At 66.2% G+C, this 17,175-nt stretch carries 11 protein-coding genes and 1 tRNA gene; 5 read left to right on the top strand and 7 right to left on the bottom strand.

What is annotated here, in order from left to right; genetic code table 11:
- Positions 1-10: 10 nt before the first annotated feature.
- Positions 11-1,399: a phosphate regulon sensor histidine kinase PhoR gene (phoR, locus tag DES44_RS10345; RefSeq protein ID WP_058934864.1), complete on the top strand. Its 1,389-nt coding sequence runs from the start codon at positions 11-13 to the stop codon at positions 1,397-1,399.
- A 59-nt stretch (positions 1,400-1,458) separates the two neighbouring features.
- Here phoR and DES44_RS10350 read toward each other — a convergent pair whose 3' ends face one another.
- The 4 genes from DES44_RS10350 to trxA form a co-directional block, all read right to left on the bottom strand.
- A complete protein-coding gene (locus DES44_RS10350; RefSeq protein WP_058934865.1) occupies positions 1,459-3,111 on the bottom strand; it encodes a hypothetical protein in 1,653 nt (550 codons plus the stop codon).
- A 181-nt stretch (positions 3,112-3,292) separates the two neighbouring features.
- Positions 3,293-3,559: a type B 50S ribosomal protein L31 gene (locus DES44_RS10355; RefSeq protein WP_058934866.1), complete on the bottom strand. Its 267-nt coding sequence runs from the start codon at positions 3,557-3,559 to the stop codon at positions 3,293-3,295.
- 207 nt (positions 3,560-3,766) lie between these two features.
- Positions 3,767-5,029 (bottom strand): transcription termination factor Rho, encoded by a 1,263-nt coding sequence (gene rho / locus DES44_RS10360; RefSeq protein ID WP_058934867.1) that lies wholly within the window; start codon positions 5,027-5,029, stop codon positions 3,767-3,769.
- A 371-nt stretch (positions 5,030-5,400) separates the two neighbouring features.
- Positions 5,401-5,727 (bottom strand): thioredoxin TrxA, encoded by a 327-nt coding sequence (gene trxA, locus DES44_RS10365; RefSeq protein WP_058934868.1) that lies wholly within the window; start codon positions 5,725-5,727, stop codon positions 5,401-5,403.
- A gap of 401 nt (positions 5,728-6,128) precedes the next feature.
- Here trxA and DES44_RS10370 point away from each other — a divergent pair, with 401 nt between their 5' ends.
- From DES44_RS10370 to DES44_RS10380, 3 genes are all read left to right on the top strand, one after another.
- On the top strand, positions 6,129-8,813 hold the full coding sequence (locus DES44_RS10370; protein ID WP_058934869.1) for a PD-(D/E)XK nuclease family protein: 2,685 nt from the start codon (positions 6,129-6,131) through the stop codon (positions 8,811-8,813).
- Positions 8,810-12,589: a UvrD-helicase domain-containing protein gene (locus DES44_RS10375; protein WP_116001490.1), complete on the top strand. Its 3,780-nt coding sequence runs from the start codon at positions 8,810-8,812 to the stop codon at positions 12,587-12,589. The genes DES44_RS10370 and DES44_RS10375 overlap by 4 nt, the downstream gene beginning before the upstream one ends.
- A gap of 27 nt (positions 12,590-12,616) precedes the next feature.
- Positions 12,617-12,693: transfer RNA gene (locus DES44_RS10380), tRNA-Pro, on the top strand.
- Positions 12,694-12,884: 191 nt separating this feature from the next.
- Here DES44_RS10380 and DES44_RS10385 read toward each other — a convergent pair.
- On the bottom strand, positions 12,885-13,070 hold the full coding sequence (locus DES44_RS10385) for a hypothetical protein (RefSeq protein ID WP_058934872.1): 186 nt from the start codon (positions 13,068-13,070) through the stop codon (positions 12,885-12,887).
- A gap of 155 nt (positions 13,071-13,225) precedes the next feature.
- Positions 13,226-14,788: a methyl-accepting chemotaxis protein gene (locus DES44_RS25960; protein ID WP_058934873.1), complete on the bottom strand. Its 1,563-nt coding sequence runs from the start codon at positions 14,786-14,788 to the stop codon at positions 13,226-13,228.
- Between the two features lie 291 nt (positions 14,789-15,079).
- On the opposite strand from DES44_RS25960, the gene DES44_RS10395 reads away from it, so the two are divergent.
- Entirely contained in the window at positions 15,080-16,627 is a 1,548-nt protein-coding gene (locus DES44_RS10395; RefSeq protein ID WP_058934874.1) for a methyl-accepting chemotaxis protein, read from the top strand.
- Positions 16,628-16,685: 58 nt separating this feature from the next.
- On the opposite strand, the gene DES44_RS10400 is transcribed toward DES44_RS10395, so the two are convergent.
- Positions 16,686-17,165: a helix-turn-helix domain-containing protein gene (locus tag DES44_RS10400; RefSeq protein ID WP_058934875.1), complete on the bottom strand. Its 480-nt coding sequence runs from the start codon at positions 17,163-17,165 to the stop codon at positions 16,686-16,688.
- Positions 17,166-17,175: the final 10 nt, after the last annotated feature.

Below are 17,175 nucleotides of genomic sequence, written 5' to 3' on the forward strand. Positions count from 1 at the left end.
GTCGCGTTCAATGAGCTGGTTGTTGTCGCGAGTGCTGATGCTGGTGCTGGGCACCGGCATCGGCGGGTGGATCGGTTGGTGGCTGGGGCATTGGATGCTGGCGCCCCCGCTGGCAGCGGGTCTGGGGGCCGGTGTGGCCGTGTCGCTGATGGGGCTCTGGGACGCCGCCCGGGCGCACCGTCTGGTGAACTGGCTGCGCGGTGATCAGACGGAGGATGCGCCGCGGCTGGGCGGCATCTGGGGCGAGATTGCCTACCGGATGGAGCGGGGCCTGCGGGACCGCGAGCGCCGCTATGAGCGTGAACGTCAGCAGCTGGAGCAGTTCCTGCAGGCGATGGAGGCGTCCCCCAACGGCGTGATCCTGCTGGACGATCAAGACCAGATCCAGTGGTGCAACACGCTGGCGGCGCATCACTTCCAGCTGGATCCGCAGCGGGACAAGCTGCAGCGCATCACCAACCTGGTCCGATATCCTGCGTTCGTGTCCTATCTGCAGTCGCGGCAGTACAACCAGCCGCTGGCGCTGCAGAACTCGCGGGGCAAGGCGCATCTGCAGGTGTTGATGCGGGACTACGGCGTGGGCGGCGAATGCCGGCGGCTGATCCTGTCGCTGGACGTCACCGACCGCGAGCGCAATGAATCCATGCGCCGGGACTTCGTGGCCAATGTGTCGCATGAGATCCGCACGCCGCTGACGGTGCTGTCGGGCTTCATCGAGACGATGGCCAGCCTGAACCTGACGGAGGCTGAGCGCAAGCGGGTGTTGCAGCTGATGCAGCAGCAGACGCAGCGCATGCAGACGCTGGTGGGCGACCTGCTGACGCTGGCGCAACTGGAAGGCAGCCCGCGTCCGGCACCGGACCACTGGATTGCGCTGGACCCGTTGCTGGCGCGCATTGCCGCCGACGCCCGGGCCTTGTCGGCCGGGCGGCATGAGCTGGTGTGTGACCGTCTGACGCAGGTCGAGGTGGCCGGTGTGGAGACCGAGTTGCTCAGCGCCATCGCCAATCTGGTGAGCAATGCGGTGCGCTACACGCCGGAAGGCGGGCGTATCGAGCTGCATTGGCGCTGGATGGGAGAAAAGGGCGGCGAGATCTCGGTGGTGGACAACGGCCCCGGCATTGCGCGGGAACACCTGCCGCGTCTGACCGAGCGCTTCTACCGGGTGGATGGCAGCCGTTCACGAGACACTGGGGGGACGGGGCTTGGGCTGTCCATCGTCAAGCATGTGATCCAGCGGCATGGCGGCGAGCTGCGCATCGACAGCGAGCCCGGCCATGGATCGGCCTTCCGCTTGCTGTTCCCGGCGACGCGCTTGCGGCTGGTGGATGCGCCGGCGATGGGGGAGGAGTCCGCGCCGGCCATGCTGGCGTCGCGGGAGGATGACGAGGCGGCGTGATACAGGACGCGCAATCAAAAACGGCAGCCCGAGGGCTGCCGTTTTTGCTTCCAGCGAGGTCAAAGCGCCGGCCGCTGTAGCACGATGAAGCTGCCCGTGCGGTCCGTCGGGCGTCGCACGATGGCTTCCACACGCCAGCCGGCCGGTGCCACCGGGGCACCATCGCCCTGGGCGATCAGACCCGCGTGGCAACTGGACGACTCCAGCGGCTGGGTGGCGTCCACCTTCCAGCGGCCCTGGAATTCCAGCGCTGCCAGCACGTGCAGCGGCACACCCGGCGCCGCAATGCAGTCCACCTGCGCCGGCAGATGGGCGCCGACACGCTCCACGAGGGGCGAGTTGCTGCGCGCATAGTTCAGCGGGTGCAGGCCCAGCGTCATCGCCAGCAGCCAGCTCAGCGCCACACCGCCCGCGGGCAGGGCCAGGCTCTTCCAGATGGCATGGCGGTGGCGGGCCGTTCGCCAGCGCACCAGCCACACCCAGGCCAGCGTGCCCAGCACCGCCGTCACAAAGGTGAGCCAACCGAATTCAGGCTGGTAGCCCTGCGCCAGCCGTCGCACGTTGGCCAGGAACTTGGCCGGCCAGCCCAGCTGCAAGGCGCTGTAGTAGAGCCACAGGAAAATGGCACCCGCGCTGAAGAAGAACACCGAAAACCAGTCCAGCAGCGCACTGGCGCTGCGCTGGAAGGTCGGCAGCGCAAAGCTGGCCAGGACCGCCAGCGGCGGCAGCGCCAGCAACAGGGCGCGGTCGTCCGCATCCATCAGCAGGCTGCACACCAGCGGGATGGCGCCCGTCAGAATGGGCACCGACACATGGCGGCGCTGCAGATGGCCCCGCCAGCGCCACAGCGACCACAGCGCCAGCGGCCAGGCCGGCCAGCAGAACCAGCCCACGAGCCGCATCCACGCCCACAGGCTGCGCCCGTTGGCATCAATGCGCCACGCCCAGCCATGCATGGGCCAGGCCACGGCGGCGGCCAGCAACACGGCGCCGAGCAGCCAGGGCACCAGCTTGCGGGCCTCGTCGTAAATCGAGCGATGACTCAGCCACAAGGCCCCCACCGACAGCGCCACCGCGACCGCCGGCGCCCCGCTGGTGGCCAGCACCGACAGCGACAGCATCAGCGCCAGACGCGACTTCCAGCGACGGAAGGGCGCGGCCGCCAGGGCATACATCAGCAGCGAGATCCCGACCAGTTGCAGGATCTCCGGCGTGGTCTCATGGCCGAGCCTGAGCAGCCCGATGCTGGCAATCAGCGCCAGCAAACTGCCGTCGGCCATCGCGCGGGCGTAGTCCACCGCATGGGCTTCCCCACCAAAGGCGAAGGCCACCGGCTGTGCCGCTTCGGTGCGGGCCAGATGCAGGCAGGTGTACCAGACCAGGGCCAGCACCGCCGCCAGCAGCAGGCCAAACGGAATGCGGGCGGCCGTGGAGGGCTCCAGGAAGGGCAGCAGCTTGATGAACAAGGCGCCGATCCAGTACGGCAGCAGGCCGCCTTCTGCGGGGATGCCGGCAATGGCCGGTTGCGACCAGGGGGCGTGACCTTGGGCGATGCTGGCCATGAAGCCGAAAGCCGACAGGTCGGCATTGCGCCACGGGTCGCGGCCGAACAGGCCAGGGAGCACGTAGGCGGCGCACAGCAGCAACAGGGGCCAGCGCGGGATGGGATGGGCGCTTCGCTCGGCCACGACGGCCGGGGTGGGCAGATTCATGCGCGTCGGTCTCGTTGTCGTTATCGGGGACGGGGCGATCATGCCGCAGTTGAGGCCCTGCGGTGATCAACTTCAGGGGCGGACATGAAAAAAGGCAGCCAGTGAGGCTGCCTTTTTGAGCGATGCGACCGGGGAGGCCGCATGCAAGGGTCGGTACAGCCGAGGAGGCTGCGGACCTGGATTACTTCTTGGTCGGGGTGAGCTTCGCAAACTTGTTGCGGAACTTCTCGACGCGACCGCCCAGGCTGTCCACGCTCTTCTGGGTGCCGGTGTAGAACGGGTGCGATTCGCTGGAGGTTTCCAGCTTGACCAGCGGCAGTTCGCGGCCGTCGTCCAGCTTGATGGTGTCCTTGGTCACCACGGTCGAACGGGTGATGAACTGGAAACCGTTGGACTGGTCCAGGAACGCGACGTCGCGGTAGTTGGGGTGAATGCCTTCTTTAGCCATTTTGGAAACCTCGCTGTGGTGCCGCCAGCCACATCGCACCGTGCGATGCACTTGTCGACAGCGGAAAAACGGCGAGTATAGCGGAAAAGAGGCACCCGCCTCAATGCGCAGCGCTGCGTCAGTGCCCATGGCGGGGCCCCAGGAATGCAAAAGCCGCCCGGTGGGGCGGCTTTCGTGAAGTCCTGACGCTGGGGCGCCGGCTGGAACTCAGCCGCCGCGACGCATCATGTCGAAGAAATCATGGTTGTTCTTCGACGACTTCATCTTGTCGAGGATGAACTCCATCGCCTCGATCTCGTCCATCGGGTAGAGCAGCTTGCGCAGGATCCAGGCCTTTTGCAGGATCTCCGGCTTGAGCAGCAGCTCTTCACGACGGGTGCCCGACTTGTTCAGCAGGATGGACGGGTAGACCCGCTTTTCGGCCATGCGGCGATCCAGGTGGATTTCGCAGTTGCCGGTGCCCTTGAACTCTTCGTAGATCACCTCGTCCATCTTGGAGCCGGTGTCCACCAGGGCGGTGCCGATGATGGTCAGCGAGCCGCCTTCCTCGATGTTGCGGGCCGCGCCGAAGAAGCGCTTGGGGCGCTGCAGGGCATTGGCGTCCACACCACCGGTCAGCACCTTGCCGGAGCTGGGCAGCACGTTGTTGTAGGCGCGGGCCAGGCGGGTGATCGAGTCCAGCAGGATGATCACGTCCTTGCGCAGCTCGACCAGACGCTTGGCGCGCTCGATCACCATCTCGGCCACCTGCACGTGGCGAGCGGCCGGCTCGTCGAAGGTGGAGCTGATGACTTCGCCGCGCACGGTGCGCTGCATTTCGGTCACTTCCTCGGGACGCTCATCCACCAGCAGCACCATCAGATGGGCGTCCGGGTAGTTGGCGGCGATCGAGTGGGCCAGGTGCTGCATCATCACCGTCTTGCCGCTCTTGGGCGGGGCCACGAGCAGGGCGCGCTGGCCTTTGCCCAGCGGGGCGATCAGGTCGATGATGCGGCTGGTGATGTTGTCGTCACCGCGGATGTCACGTTCCAGCTTGAACTGCTCTTTGGGGAAGAGCGGGGTCAAGTTCTCGAACATGATCTTGTGCTTGGACTCCTCGGGCGTCAGGCCGTTGACGCGGTCCACCTTGACCAGCGCGAAATAGCGCTCGCCGTCCTTGGGCACGCGCACTTCGCCTTCGATCATGTCGCCGGTGTGCAGATTGAACCGGCGGATCTGGCTGGGGGAGAGATAGATGTCGTCCGTCGAGGCCATGTAGCTGGTCTCGGGCGAACGCAGGAAGCCGAAACCGTCCGGCAGGACTTCCAGCACGCCGTCGCCGAAGACTTGCTCGCCGGCTTTGGCGCGTTTTTTCATGATCGCGAACATCAGCTCCTGCTTGCGCAAGCGAGCGACGTTGTCGATCTCCAGTTCTTCGCCCATTTTGATCAGGGCGGAGACGTGAAGCGCCTTCAGTTCAGAAAGATGCATGGGGTGACCCGGTCTGTCGTCCAGGACCTGCCAAGGCCAGGGACACAAACAACGGCGAGTCCAGGCGTCCCGCGGCGCTCCATGGAGGACTTCTCCATGCCGGACCCAGCGAGCGCAAGGAATGAAACCTTGGCGTTCGCCGGCCTGGTGACTTCATGGGCCGCGGCAGGCAGGGCGTCACGTTACGTGGCGACCTGCGAGCTTCGACTGGAAGCTGAGGGACATGCGGGAGCTTGGGCGCCGAGTCCACGCGCTCATCCGGGGTGCTTGCCAGGCCGTGCTTGTGATGCACAGTGGCCTGGCGCTCAACCCGGGGCGGGCGTGGTGGCAACAGGTCCGCAGAGGCGCTCGGCCCACTGCGGATGAGGAGATTATAGGTGGGCGTCCAGGAAGGACGTCAACTGCGCCTTGTTCAGCGCGCCAACCTTGGAGGCGACCAGCTGGCCACCCTTGAACAGCATCAGCGTCGGAATGCTGCGGATGCCGTACTTGGCGGCCACTTCACGGTTGTCGTCGACATTCAGCTTGGTGATGCTGACGCGGTCGGCCGACGACTGGGCGACTTCTTCCAGAATCGGCGCAATCATCTTGCAGGGGCCGCACCATTCGGCCCAGAAATCGACCAGCACGGGCTTGTCGGCTTGGATGACGTCGCTGTCGAAGGACGCGTCGGAGATGTGTTTGATCTGTTCGCTCATGAAGGAGTCCTTGCTTGAAACCCGGTGGCTGGCCCGAAGCGGGGATCACTGGGATGGGCCGTGAAGGTCGAAAAGGGCGGGGATCCAGGCACAATGATTCTTACACAAAGCCCCGAACCCGCTTGTCGAGTGGATAGAAGACCCACATATGGGTGTTGGCTGACAACTCAAGGCTGCAGGGTGATGTCGTCACCACTTGCTCGGCGCCGCGCGCTCGCCCCAAATTCTCGCCCCACGTTCTCGCCCCCAACGTTCTCCCGCATTCTCCCAGCAGACCAGATTTCGTGAGCCCGACCCACGCTTCCCCCTTCGTCCCGTCACCGGCTTCCCCAACGCCCGCTTCCGAGGGGGGTGTTGCGTCCGCGCCTCAGGAGGGCCAACTGCCAGGGGACGTCGCAGCAATGGTGCGGCCACCGGACGAGACCTTCGCGCTGGATGCCGCCCATGCCAACGCCGTGTTCTGGGACCGTCTGGCGGAGCGGGCCGCTGGCTGGCTGGAGGCCCGGGGGCTGCCTGCGCGGGACGCCGTGCTGCTGCTGCCCTTTGCCCAGCATCTGGCCCCGGCGCGGCGCGCCTGGATGAAGCTCTGCCGCTGGCAGCCCCGCATCGAGACGACCCACAGCCTGGCGTCCGCGCTGGGGCCGAGCGCGCTGCCGCAGGCGCTGCAGCTCAGTTTCGATGCCGCGATCGATGCGCTGGCCGCCCGCCAGTTGCTGAGCGGGCAGTCCTGGGCGCAGGCGCTGCGACAGGAAGACCCGCGTGCTTTTGAGGCGGCTGTGCTGCGGCTGGTGGAAGCGGCCCATGCGTTGGCTCGCGCCGCTCATCTGCTCTCGCCGGCCAGCCGGCAGGCGTTCTGGTCGCAGGCCCGCGAGACGGTGGCGGCCCAGAGCGGAGCCGGCCAACTGGAGCGGGCGCTGCTGCTGGTGGCCCTTGAATGGGCCGCCTCCGATCCCCGATCCCCGGCGACCGATGCGCTCTTCGACCTGCGTCCCAGCGCCTGGCTGCACTTGCAGGCGGGCGGGCCGGACCTGCTGGCCCAGGCGCTGCTGGCGTCCGCCGAGGCTGCCGGGGTGCCTTGCCTGCGCCTGAGTGCCGACCTGCCGCTCGACGAAGCCTTTTCCCACGGACGGCCGCCGGCCCACCTGGAGCAGGCCCTGTGCGACGATTTTGAAGACCTGGCCCAGTGCAGCGCCGCATCGGTGCTGGACCACCTGCGAAGCGGCCGTGCCCCCGTGGCCCTGATTGCGCAGGACCGGGTGCTGCTGCGCCGCGTGCGGGCCTTGCTCGAGCGGCAAAGCGTGGGCATTTCCGACGAAACCGGCTGGACGCTGGCCACCACCGCCCCCGCCGCCCAGCTCATGGCCTTGCTGCGGGCGGCCCGGCGCGACGCCACGGTGGACGAGTGGCTGGCCTGGCTCAAGACACCGCTGGCGGCCGGCCTCTGCGAGCGAGCGGGCAGCGGCGCGCTGTCCGTGCTGGAGGCGCGGTGCCGCCAGCGCGGCTGGTCGTCGACGACCTCCGTCCGCGACGACCGGCTGCCTCCCACGGCGGCGCGCTTGTGGACACTGTCCCGGGAGGCGGTCGCCACGCTGCAGGCGGGCGGTGTGCGCAGTCTCGAAGACTGGCTGGACCTGCTCAAGACCCTGCTCAAGCGACTGGGCGCGGAGGAGCGGCTGGCGGCGCAACCCGCCGGTGGACCGCAGCTGCTGGATGCGCTCTGGCTCAAGCGTTCGCCCTGGCCAGGGTCTGCCCACGAAGCCGTGCTGAAAGAGACGACGCTCAGCGCGTCGGAGTTCACCGCCTGGGTGTCCGCCACCCTGGAGGCCGCTCAATACGTGCCGCCGCTACAGGGCGAGCTGCAGGTGATGATCACGCCGCTGGCCCGCGCCATGCTGCGTCCGTTCGGGGCGGTGGTGCTGCCGGGCGCCGACGCCGCCACCCTGGGTCCGGTGCCGGCCGGCCCCGTGCTGGTCAGCGACGCACTGGCCCGCCAGATCGGACTGCCGACCCTCGAGGACAAGCGCGACGCCCTGGCCAGCCAGTTCACCCAGTTGCTGCGCGCGCCGGCGGTCACGCTGCTGCGCTGCGCCCATCGCGGCAGTGAGCCGCTGGCGGCCAGCCCGCTGCTGGACCGTCTGGACCTGGCCCGTCAGGCGGCCGGGCTCGGGCCGCTGCCGCTGTGGCGCGACCCACGGGTGGAGCAGGCCATTCCGGTGACATTGCAGCGCCGTGCGCGGGCTGTCGCGCCGGGGCGTCTGCCGGCGGCCTTGAGTGCCAGTGCGGTCGAATCGCTGCGGCAATGTCCCTATCAGTTTTTCTCCCGCATGCTGCTGGGTCTTCGCGAAGTGCAGGAGTTGGACCAGCAGGCCGACAAGCGCGACTACGGCACCTGGCTGCATGCGGTGCTGCATCAGTTCCACACCGAGCGCCTGGCCAACCCGGACGACGGGCTGAGCGACGAAGCGCGCCTGCACCACGCGGCGCGGACCCAGATGCAGTTGCTGGCGCTGTCCGAAGCCGAGTTCCTGCCGTTCTCCGCCAGCTTTGCGCGATTTGTCCCCGCCTATCTGGCGTGGCTCCAGGACCAGGCTGCACAAGGGCATGCCTTCCTGCAAGGCGAGGTGGATCGAGAGGTCCATCCGTGGCGGGACGGTGATCCGGCCCTCGCGCCGGTGCGGCTGCGCGGACGCATCGACCGGATCGACGAAGGTCCGCAAGGGCGTCGCCTCATCGACTACAAGACGGGCAGCCTCCAGACGCTGAAGGACAAGGTGTCGGACCCGCTGGAAGACACGCAGCTGGCCGTTTATGCCACGCTCATGCAGGCTGGCGATGATGCGGCGGGCCAGGCCCCGGCCGCGCTGCATGCGGCTTACCTGGCACTGGACGATACCAAGGGCATCGCCGCCGTCGAGCATCCGGACGTGGTCCGGACCGCGGCCGAGCTGGTGCAGGGGCTGGGTGACGACCTGCTGGCTATCCATCGCGGCGAGGCACTGCCGGCGCTGGGCGAAGGCGTGGCCTGCGAGTATTGCGACATGCGCGGCCTGTGCCGCCGGGATGATTGGGAAGGAGCCGCGCCATGACGGTGGTGGAGGATGCGGCCACCGTCGCCGCTTACACGCTCAATGGCGCGCCGGTCGCCCGCGAACGTTTTTATGCACTGGCCTGCGACCCCGCACGGAGCGTCGTGGTGGAGGCCTGCGCCGGCGCGGGCAAGACCTGGATGCTGGTGTCCCGCATCCTGCGGGCGTTGCTCGACGGCACGCAGCCGCAGGACATCGTGGCCATCACCTTCACCCGCAAGGCGGCGGGTGAGATGCGTGAGCGACTGAATGAGTGGCTGCACGAGTTCGCCCATTGCGACACTGCGGGGCGGGTGCTCGCGCTGCGGCAGCGGGGTCTGTCCGAGGCGGAAGCCCACACGCTGGCGCCGGCGCTGGCGGGCCTGCAGCAGCGCCTGCTGCAGGGCGCCCGTGCGGTGGAGATCCGCACCTTCCACGCATGGTTCTCCCAACTGCTGCGGGCCGCGCCGCTGGAGCTCCTGCAGGCCCAGGGCTTGTCTCCCGAACTGCAGTTGCTGGAGGATGAAAGCGACCTCATGCCGGAGCTGTGGCGGCGCTTTCACACCGCCGTCCTGTCGGACGCCGCATTGCTGGCCGACTATGAATCCCTCTGCCTCACGCAGGGGCGCAAACGTCTGACGGACTGGCTGATGTCGGCCTTTTCGAAGCGGGTGGAACTGCGGCTGGCGCATCAGTCCGGACGTCTGCTGGCGAGCATGCCGGATGCGGCCGACGTGGCGCCAGAGTTCGCGGCCTATGACGATCCCCTGCAGGCCTTCGGCCCCTTGCGCGTGGAGCTCCAGGCCCAGGCGGTGGTGCTGGGCGGCATGAAGGGGGTCAAGGCGAAGCAGGCCGCAACCGCCGTGGAGCAGGCGCTGATGATGGACGATGCGCAGGCGCTGGCTGGCGTGCGCGCGGCCCTGTTCACCCAGAAAGGCCAGCCGCTCAAGGCCCTGGGTGATGACCCTGCGCTGATGCAATTGCTCGATCGGTTGAACCGCCTTCAACTGGCCTTGGATCAACGACAGGCACGCGTCTGGCACGTCCAGATGTGCGGCCTGGCCCAGGTGCTGCTGGACGAGTTCGAGCAGCTCAAGCGCGAGCGCGGCCTCGTCGACATGAACGACCTCGAACGCGGCGCGCTGGCGTTGCTTGGGGATGCAGGACTGGCCGGATGGGTGCAGGAGCGGCTGGATGCGCAGGTGCGCCATCTGCTGATCGATGAATTCCAGGACACCAGCCCGCTGCAGTGGCATGCGCTGTATGCCTGGCTCTCCGGCTATGTCGGGGCCGGTGGCGGTGCCAGCGGACAGCGGCCGCCGTCGGTCTTCATCGTCGGCGACCCGAAGCAGAGCATCTACCGCTTCCGCCGTGCAGAGCCGCGGGTCTTTGCCGCCGCGCGAGACTTTGTGCGAGAGGGGCTGGGCGGCGTCCTGCTGGCTTGCGACCACACGCGGCGCAACTCGCCCCAGGTGCTGGACGTGGTGAATGCCGTGTTTGAATCCGCGACGCTGGCGCAGCAGTACAGCGGCTTTCGTCCGCACACCACCGAGTCCGGAGACGGGCATCCGCTGGATGGGGTGTTCCACCTCATGGATGACGGGGTGGAGGAGGGCGACGCGGGTGACGACACCGGCGCGGTGGCTGCTGGTGCTGGTGCGACCGATCGCGATCCTGATGCAGGCCTGGAAAGTGGCGGTCCTCGGACGGGAAGCAGCGAAGGCGCCGCTGCCAGGGACCCGGACACATGGCGGCCCAGCCTGACGGAACCCCGGCGTGAGGCCGAATTGCATCGGCGAGAGGCGGAAGCCTGTCGCATTGCGGATGCCATCGACGCTCTGCTGAAGACCGGCGAGTGCGAGCCGGGCGACATCTTCGTGCTGGCGCGCAAGCGCGACGGCCTGCGGGTGCTGGCGCAGGTGCTGAAGTCGAGGGGGATTGCGCATGCTGCGCCGGAGGACATGGACCTCAAGGATGCGCCGGATGTGCAGGACTTGCTCGCCCTGCTGGATGTGCTGGCATCGCCCGGCCATCACCTCTCTTTGGCGCATGCGCTGCGCAGTCCGCTCTTTGGCGCGTCGGAGTCGGACCTGCTGCAATTGGCGGCGATGGCCCGGGAGGCGACTCCGGGGCCGGAGGCGGCGATGCGTCCGATGGTCGAGGCAGCGGCAGGTGCGGCTGCGGATTCAGAGGCAGATGCAGACGCAGCGGCGCACTCAGGCGCGGACGCTGACGCGAGTCCGCCGCAGTGGCATGACGCTGTACCCATCGAGGAAGAGACTGCCGAAGGTGTCGGGTCAGCCGCCGAGGTCGACGGTCCGGAAAGGGCCCCTGAACCCCGCGGCTGGTGGGCCGCGTTGATGGAGGCGGATCCGTCCCTCCTGAGTGAGGCCCTGCAGCGGGCACAACGGCTGCTGCCCCGCTGGGCGATCTGCGCGGTCGAGCGCAGTCCCCACGACCTGCTGGACGCGATCGTCCACGAGGGCGACCTGATGGCGCGGATCGCCGCCGTGGTCCCGCCCAGCGAGCGGCGTGCCCGTCTGCATGCGGTGGAGGCCCTGCTGGCCCTGGCGCTGGATCTGGATGGAGGGCGCTACGCCGGGCTGTATGGATTTGTCCGGTCGCTGAAACAGCGCACGTTGAAGCTGGCCGCTCCGGCAGAGCCCGAAGCGGTGCAGCTGTTGACCGTGCACGGCGCCAAGGGGCTGGAAGCCAAGGTAGTCATCCTGATGGATACCGAAGCCGGTCCCGCACGGGCGGAGTCGATGGGCCTGGCGGTGGCATGGCCGGTGCAGGAGGCGGTGCCGCAGACGGTGGCGTTCCTGGTCTCCGAGAGTCGTCCGCCCGCTTCATTGCAGCCCCTGCTGGACGATGAGAAGGAGCAGCGTCAGCGCGAAGAGCTCAATGCGCTGTATGTGGCCCTGACGCGGGCACGGCACCGGCTGGTGATCAGCCGCACGCCCGCGAAACGGGCCAGCAGCACCGCAAGCTGGTGGGCGAGGCTGATGCCGCTGTCCAAGGCGTGGGCAGTGAGTGAGGGCCGGGCGGCCGGCAGCACGTCGGAAGCGTCAGCGGAAGGTTCCGGGCTGACCTCGCCGGTCATTGCGATGCTGAAGCAGTTGCCAAGCGCCCCAGCCAGGACGGCCTCTGTGGCCTCACCGGCGGGGGGGAGGGCGGCGAGTGGCGTCAGCGGTCCGGAGGCTGGTGGTGCTGGTGTCGGTGCTGGTGCTGACAGCGCCAACGGCGACGGCGGCCATGCGGGCGGCGCACTGGGTCAAGGGCCGGAAGTGGTCGACGACAGCGCCGCCTTGGGCGAAGCCTTGCACCGGGTGCTGGAATGGCACAGCGGCCCCCAGGGGCGTCAGCACACGCTGGAGCGGCTGATGGCGGCCGCCGCGCAGATGTATGGCCTGGATGCCCGGCGCGACGAACGCCTGCAGCGCAGTGTGAAGGCCATTCTCGGTAGCGCGGCCTGCGCGCCGTTCTTCGACCCTGCAAGTCTGCGCTGGCAGGGCAACGAAGTGCCGCTGAGCTGGCGGGAGCTGGACATGCGGCTGGATCGCCTGGTGTGCCTGCGCGGGGATGGCGCTGTGCCCGATACCTGGTGGGTGCTGGACTACAAGTTGCACCCGGCGCCGCAGAACAACCAGGAGTACGTGAGCCAGCTGTGGCGCTACCGGGAAGCGGTCCGTGCGCTGCAGCCGGGCGAGCCGGTCAGGTGCGCATTCATCACCGGCCAGGGACGGCTGATTGACTGCACAGAACAAGTTGCTGACAGATTCGACTTTGAGAGCTGAAAATGTGGCTACAATCTCGAGCTTCGTCGGGGCGTAGCGCAGTCTGGTAGCGCATCTGCTTTGGGAGCAGAGGGTCGCGAGTTCGAATCCCGCCGCCCCGACCAACTTATTTCTGATAAGTCATTGAGCCGCAAAGGAAATTCCCTTTGCGGCTCATTTTTTTGTCTGTGCTGGGGGATGCTGGGCTGCTGCGAATCAGACCTATCAGACTGAATAGTCTGGTGGCGCATCTGCCTCTTCAGCCACTGACCGCGGTCCGTCCGCATGCGGACGTCCGGCAGGGCTGGCGCTTGAGTTACTTCTTCAGAAACTTGCGCACGATGGCAATGGCCACCAGGCCAAGCACGATGTAGCCGGTGACCTTACCGGCAGCGTGCCCCTTTGCATAAGCCTCGCTGGTTGTATCGACCGCAAAGACTACGGATGGCAACGCTGCGAGCAGCGAGACTGCGATGCTCTGAACGGATAAACCTTGCTTCATGGATCGTCCCTGATGCGCCTTATGGAAGGCGTTTAATGGAATGGTCTCGGGGTGCTGGCGCACGGCTTTCGTGTGCCAGCACCCCGATATGGCAAGGTCATTATCCGGGCGGCCCCGTGCGACGCCTCAATGGGATCCGGCCGCAATGCGTGAACTTATGCCATGGCGGCTGTCTGCAGTTTGAATATGGCAACGTTCCCGACCAACTGCTCCGCCTGCATCTTCAGGCTTTCGGCCGCTGCGGCGCTTTCCTCCACCAGCGCGGCATTCTGCTGCGTGACCTTGTCCATCTGGCTCACCGCCTCGCCCACCTGGAAGATGCCTGAGCTTTGCTCCTGGCTGGCGGTGCTGATTTCCGCCACGATGTCATTCACCCGGCGAATCGATTCGACGATCTGACCCATCGTCGTGCCCGCATGGTCCACCAGAGCCGTGCCCTGTTCCACCTGGGACACGCTGTGGTGGATCAAGCTCTTGATTTCCTTGGCCGCCTCTGCGCTGCGCTGGGCCAGGGTGCGCACCTCACCTGCCACGACCGCAAAGCCGCGTCCCTGTTCGCCGGCACGCGCAGCCTCGACCGCTGCATTCAGGGCCAGGATGTTGGTCTGGAATGCAATGCCGTCAATGACGCCAATGATGTCGCCAATCTTGCGGCTGCTGTCACTGATGCCTTGCATCGTGGCCACCACCTTGCTGACCACTTCGCCGCCTTCGGTGGCCACGCGGGTGGCCGTCTGGGCCAGTTGATTGGCTTGCTGCGCATGCTCGGCGTTGTTGCGCACGGTGGTGTTGAGCTGTTCCATGGTGGCCGCAGTCTGCTGCAGGGCGCTGGCCTGCTGTTCGGTGCGCTGGCTCAGGTCCTGATTGCCTTGGGCGATCTGGGCACTGGCCGTGGCAACGCTTTCCGAGTTGGCACGAACGCCAGAAACGACATTCGCCAGGCTCGATTGCATGCGGGCCACATTGGCCAGCACGCTGGAAGTGTCCTCGGCTGGCGCCTGCAATGGGCAGCTGAGATCACCCCCGGCCACGCGAGCCACGGCTTCGCTCAAGGCATCGGGCTCCGCGCCCAGCGCCTTGCGCAGATTGCGGGACAGCGACCAGCCCACCGCGCCACCGACAAGCGCCATCACGACTGCCAGGGAAAACATGATCACCGCGGAGGAGCGTGCAGTCTGCCTGGCGTCAGTCGCCAGTTGGTCGGCAATCTCCTGTTGCATGGCTTTGGACTGGTCGACGGCTTCGAACAGGGAAGTCTGAATCATGCGCACCTTCCCCACCAGGAATTCGCCAGCCGCTGCCTTGTCGCCGTTGGCGGCCATCTGGATGGCTTCATCAAGAGACCGGTTGTAGATCGGGCGCTGCTCCATGATGGTCTTCAGAAGCTCCTTGCCTTTGGGCAGCAAGACGGTCTTTTCGAGCTTGTTCAGCAGTTCCTGGTTCTTGGCCCTGAGCTCGGCGATTTTTTTCTTCTCTGCCTCGACAAACGCAGGGTCGGTATTGATGACGCAGTTGCGCACGAACCGGGCGATGGACTGCATGTTGTCTTTCAGCTCGCTGAACTGGGACACCTTCACCATGCGATTGGTGGCCAGTTGCTCGATGTCATTGCTGAGGCTGTTGAGCTTCACCACCGCGAAGGTGACGCTGGCAATGCCCAGGATGATGGTCAAGCCAAAGCCCAAGGCCAAGCGCTTGCCGACGGTCAATGTCTTCATAAGGAGTTCCTAGGATGGGGCTAGTCAGACCGGTGTGCGCTGACCGAGAGATGCAGCACAACGGGCGTGACTGTATGAAACTATCATTTATGACAAATGTGAAAAAGTCACATGTATCACTTTTGAAGAGCTTTGAATCGGAAAGTCGCCTGGAAGAACCCGCGCTAGCACCGCAATTCAGTTCGCCTTTTGATGCAAATTTATCAATTAATCGCTGCCGATAAATTTCCATCGACATCAAATGATACAAAATGACATCAACTAATCATTTGTATCAAATAGGAGGCTGTCATGAAATCCCGTCTTGGCGTCGGCGCAAAGCTCGCCGCAAGCTTCGCGCTGGTCCTGCTCATGCTCATCGGTCTGGGCATCACCGCTGTATTCCAGCTCGCGCATGTCAATGACGTCACCGAGGACATGCACAGCAACTGGCTTCCCTCCACCCGGCAAGTCGGCCAGATCTCCCAGTCGGTCAGTCGCTACCGCATCCGCGAATACCGCATCCTCATCACCGAGGCCGACAAGATGCAGTCCGTGCTCGGAAAGTTGCAGGAGTCCAAGGACACGGTGGACAAGGCCATTGCCGCCTATGCACCGATGGTGAGTTCCGAAATGGAAGGCCGCAAGTACAAGGAAGTGACGACCCTCTGGGCCAAGTACCTGGAGCGTGCCGATCCCCTCAAGGCCGCCGCTTTGGCAGGCGATCAGGCGCTGGCCAAACGCCTGGTGACCGTCGACGGGCTGACCACCTATGACCAACTCACCAAGGCCATGGATGAGCTGGTGGAGTTCAACAGCATGGGCGCGCAAGAAGCGGCCGCGCTGGGTAATCGCATCTATACGGCCGGCAAAATCGTGGTCGCTGTGGTGAGTCTGCTGGCCATTGTGGTGGGCAGTGTCTGTGCCTTTGTCATTACCCGTGGCATCACCCGACCACTCGCAGAGTCGGTGAAGCTGGCTGAAACCGTTGCTTCGGGCGACCTGACCGTGACCCTGGACGTGCGAGGCACCGATGAAGTCACCCAGTTGCAACTGTCCCTGCTGCGGATGGTGGAGCGTCTCAAGGGGGTCGTGGCCCAGGTGCGAGATGGTGTGTCCGCCGTGTCCGGCGCGTCTGGCCAGATTGCTGCGGGCAACTCGGACCTGTCCTCACGCACCGAAAGCACGTCGGCCAACCTCCAGCAGACGGCTTCCAGTATGGAACAACTGACCGGGACGGTGTCGCAGTCTGCCGATACCGCCCGTCAAGCCAACCAGATGGCCGCCAGTGCTGCGGAGGCCGCGCAGAAGGGCGGCAAGGCCGTCGAGCAGGTGGTGGAGCGCATGCGCGAGATCAGTGAATCGTCGCGCCGTATCAGCGACATCACCAGCACCATCGACAGCATTGCCTTCCAGACCAACATCCTCGCGCTGAACGCGGCGGTGGAAGCCGCCCGCGCCGGTGAGCAGGGGCGCGGCTTTGCCGTGGTCGCCAGCGAGGTGCGGACCCTGGCGCAGCGCAGTGCAGTCGCCGCCAAGGAGATCCGGAGCCTGATCGACCATTCGGTGAAGACGGTCAGTGCCGGCGCTTCCGATGTCTCCCAGGCCGGTGAGGCCATGGGCCTGATCGTGACGGGGGTGAACCGCGTGACCGATCTGATGGGCGAGATCGCTGCTGCCAGCAGCGAGCAGCGGGACGGCATCAACCAGGTCAACCAGTCGGTGGCCAATCTGGATCAGATGACCCAGCAGAACGCCGCGTTGGTCGAGGAGTCGTCCGCGGCTGCTGCGTCATTGCGAGACCAGGCGGAGCGGCTGGCGGAAGTGGTGGCAGTGTTCAAGGTGGGCATGGCCACCTGAGAGGCGTGCGGGCGGGGTGGCGCGCCGGGGCGAGGGGAGGGGCGATGAGGCGCGACCCTCAAGCGTCGGCCGATGCCGGTTCCGTGGCGGTGGGAGGTTCTTCCTCCACGGTGGACTTCCACCCCCTGGGGCCTGCCGTAGCGACGATCTTCTGGTGGATCAAGCGCTCCACTTCCATCACTCGGTGGAAGGCCTGCCGCAGCGGTTGGTCGCCGCTGGCATGGGAGAGATAGCACAGCCGGATGAGTGCGTCGTTGGCTTTGGGGACCTTGCCATGGCGTTCCCAGAGGCTCACCGCCTGTTCGCTGACACCCTGGGCCTTTGCGAGCGCAGCTTGGGAGATGCCCATCTGCACCCGCAGGAAACGGAACTCCTTGCCCGACAGACGCGCGGGCTTGCCGACGATGCGCTGCGCCAGCAGCGACAGCAGTTCATCCGCACGGGCCACGGAGACGGCGGGGCCATAGGCCGTTTTCTGGGTCGTGTAGCCATTGGCCAGCCAGACGTTGTCCAGCCCGCATTCGGTGTAGTGATGCATGAGCAACTCT

It is taken from the genome of Roseateles depolymerans, from assembly GCF_003387155.1.
In the GTDB taxonomy this organism is placed as follows: domain Bacteria; phylum Pseudomonadota; class Gammaproteobacteria; order Burkholderiales; family Burkholderiaceae_C; genus Roseateles; species Roseateles depolymerans.

What these genes read in the sequence shown, in the direction of transcription:
- DES44_RS10350 (WP_058934865.1), bottom strand. Translation starts at nt 3,111, where the DNA reads ATGAATCTGCCCACCCCGGCCGTCGTGGCCGAGCGAAGCGCCCATCCC.
- DES44_RS10355 (WP_058934866.1), bottom strand. Translation starts at nt 3,559, where the DNA reads ATGGCTAAAGAAGGCATTCACCCCAACTACCGCGACGTCGCGTTCCTG.
- DES44_RS10385 (WP_058934872.1), bottom strand. Translation starts at nt 13,070, where the DNA reads ATGAAGCAAGGTTTATCCGTTCAGAGCATCGCAGTCTCGCTGCTCGCA.
- DES44_RS10395 (WP_058934874.1), top strand. Translation starts at nt 15,080, where the DNA reads ATGAAATCCCGTCTTGGCGTCGGCGCAAAGCTCGCCGCAAGCTTCGCG.
- trxA (WP_058934868.1), bottom strand. Translation starts at nt 5,727, where the DNA reads ATGAGCGAACAGATCAAACACATCTCCGACGCGTCCTTCGACAGCGAC.
- DES44_RS25960 (WP_058934873.1), bottom strand. Translation starts at nt 14,788, where the DNA reads ATGAAGACATTGACCGTCGGCAAGCGCTTGGCCTTGGGCTTTGGCTTG.
- DES44_RS10370 (WP_058934869.1), top strand. Translation starts at nt 6,129, where the DNA reads ATGGTGCGGCCACCGGACGAGACCTTCGCGCTGGATGCCGCCCATGCC.
- DES44_RS10375 (WP_116001490.1), top strand. Translation starts at nt 8,810, where the DNA reads ATGACGGTGGTGGAGGATGCGGCCACCGTCGCCGCTTACACGCTCAAT.
- phoR (WP_058934864.1), top strand. Translation starts at nt 11, where the DNA reads ATGAGCTGGTTGTTGTCGCGAGTGCTGATGCTGGTGCTGGGCACCGGC.
- DES44_RS10400 (WP_058934875.1), bottom strand. Translation starts at nt 17,165, where the DNA reads ATGCATCACTACACCGAATGCGGGCTGGACAACGTCTGGCTGGCCAAT.
- rho (WP_058934867.1), bottom strand. Translation starts at nt 5,029, where the DNA reads ATGCATCTTTCTGAACTGAAGGCGCTTCACGTCTCCGCCCTGATCAAA.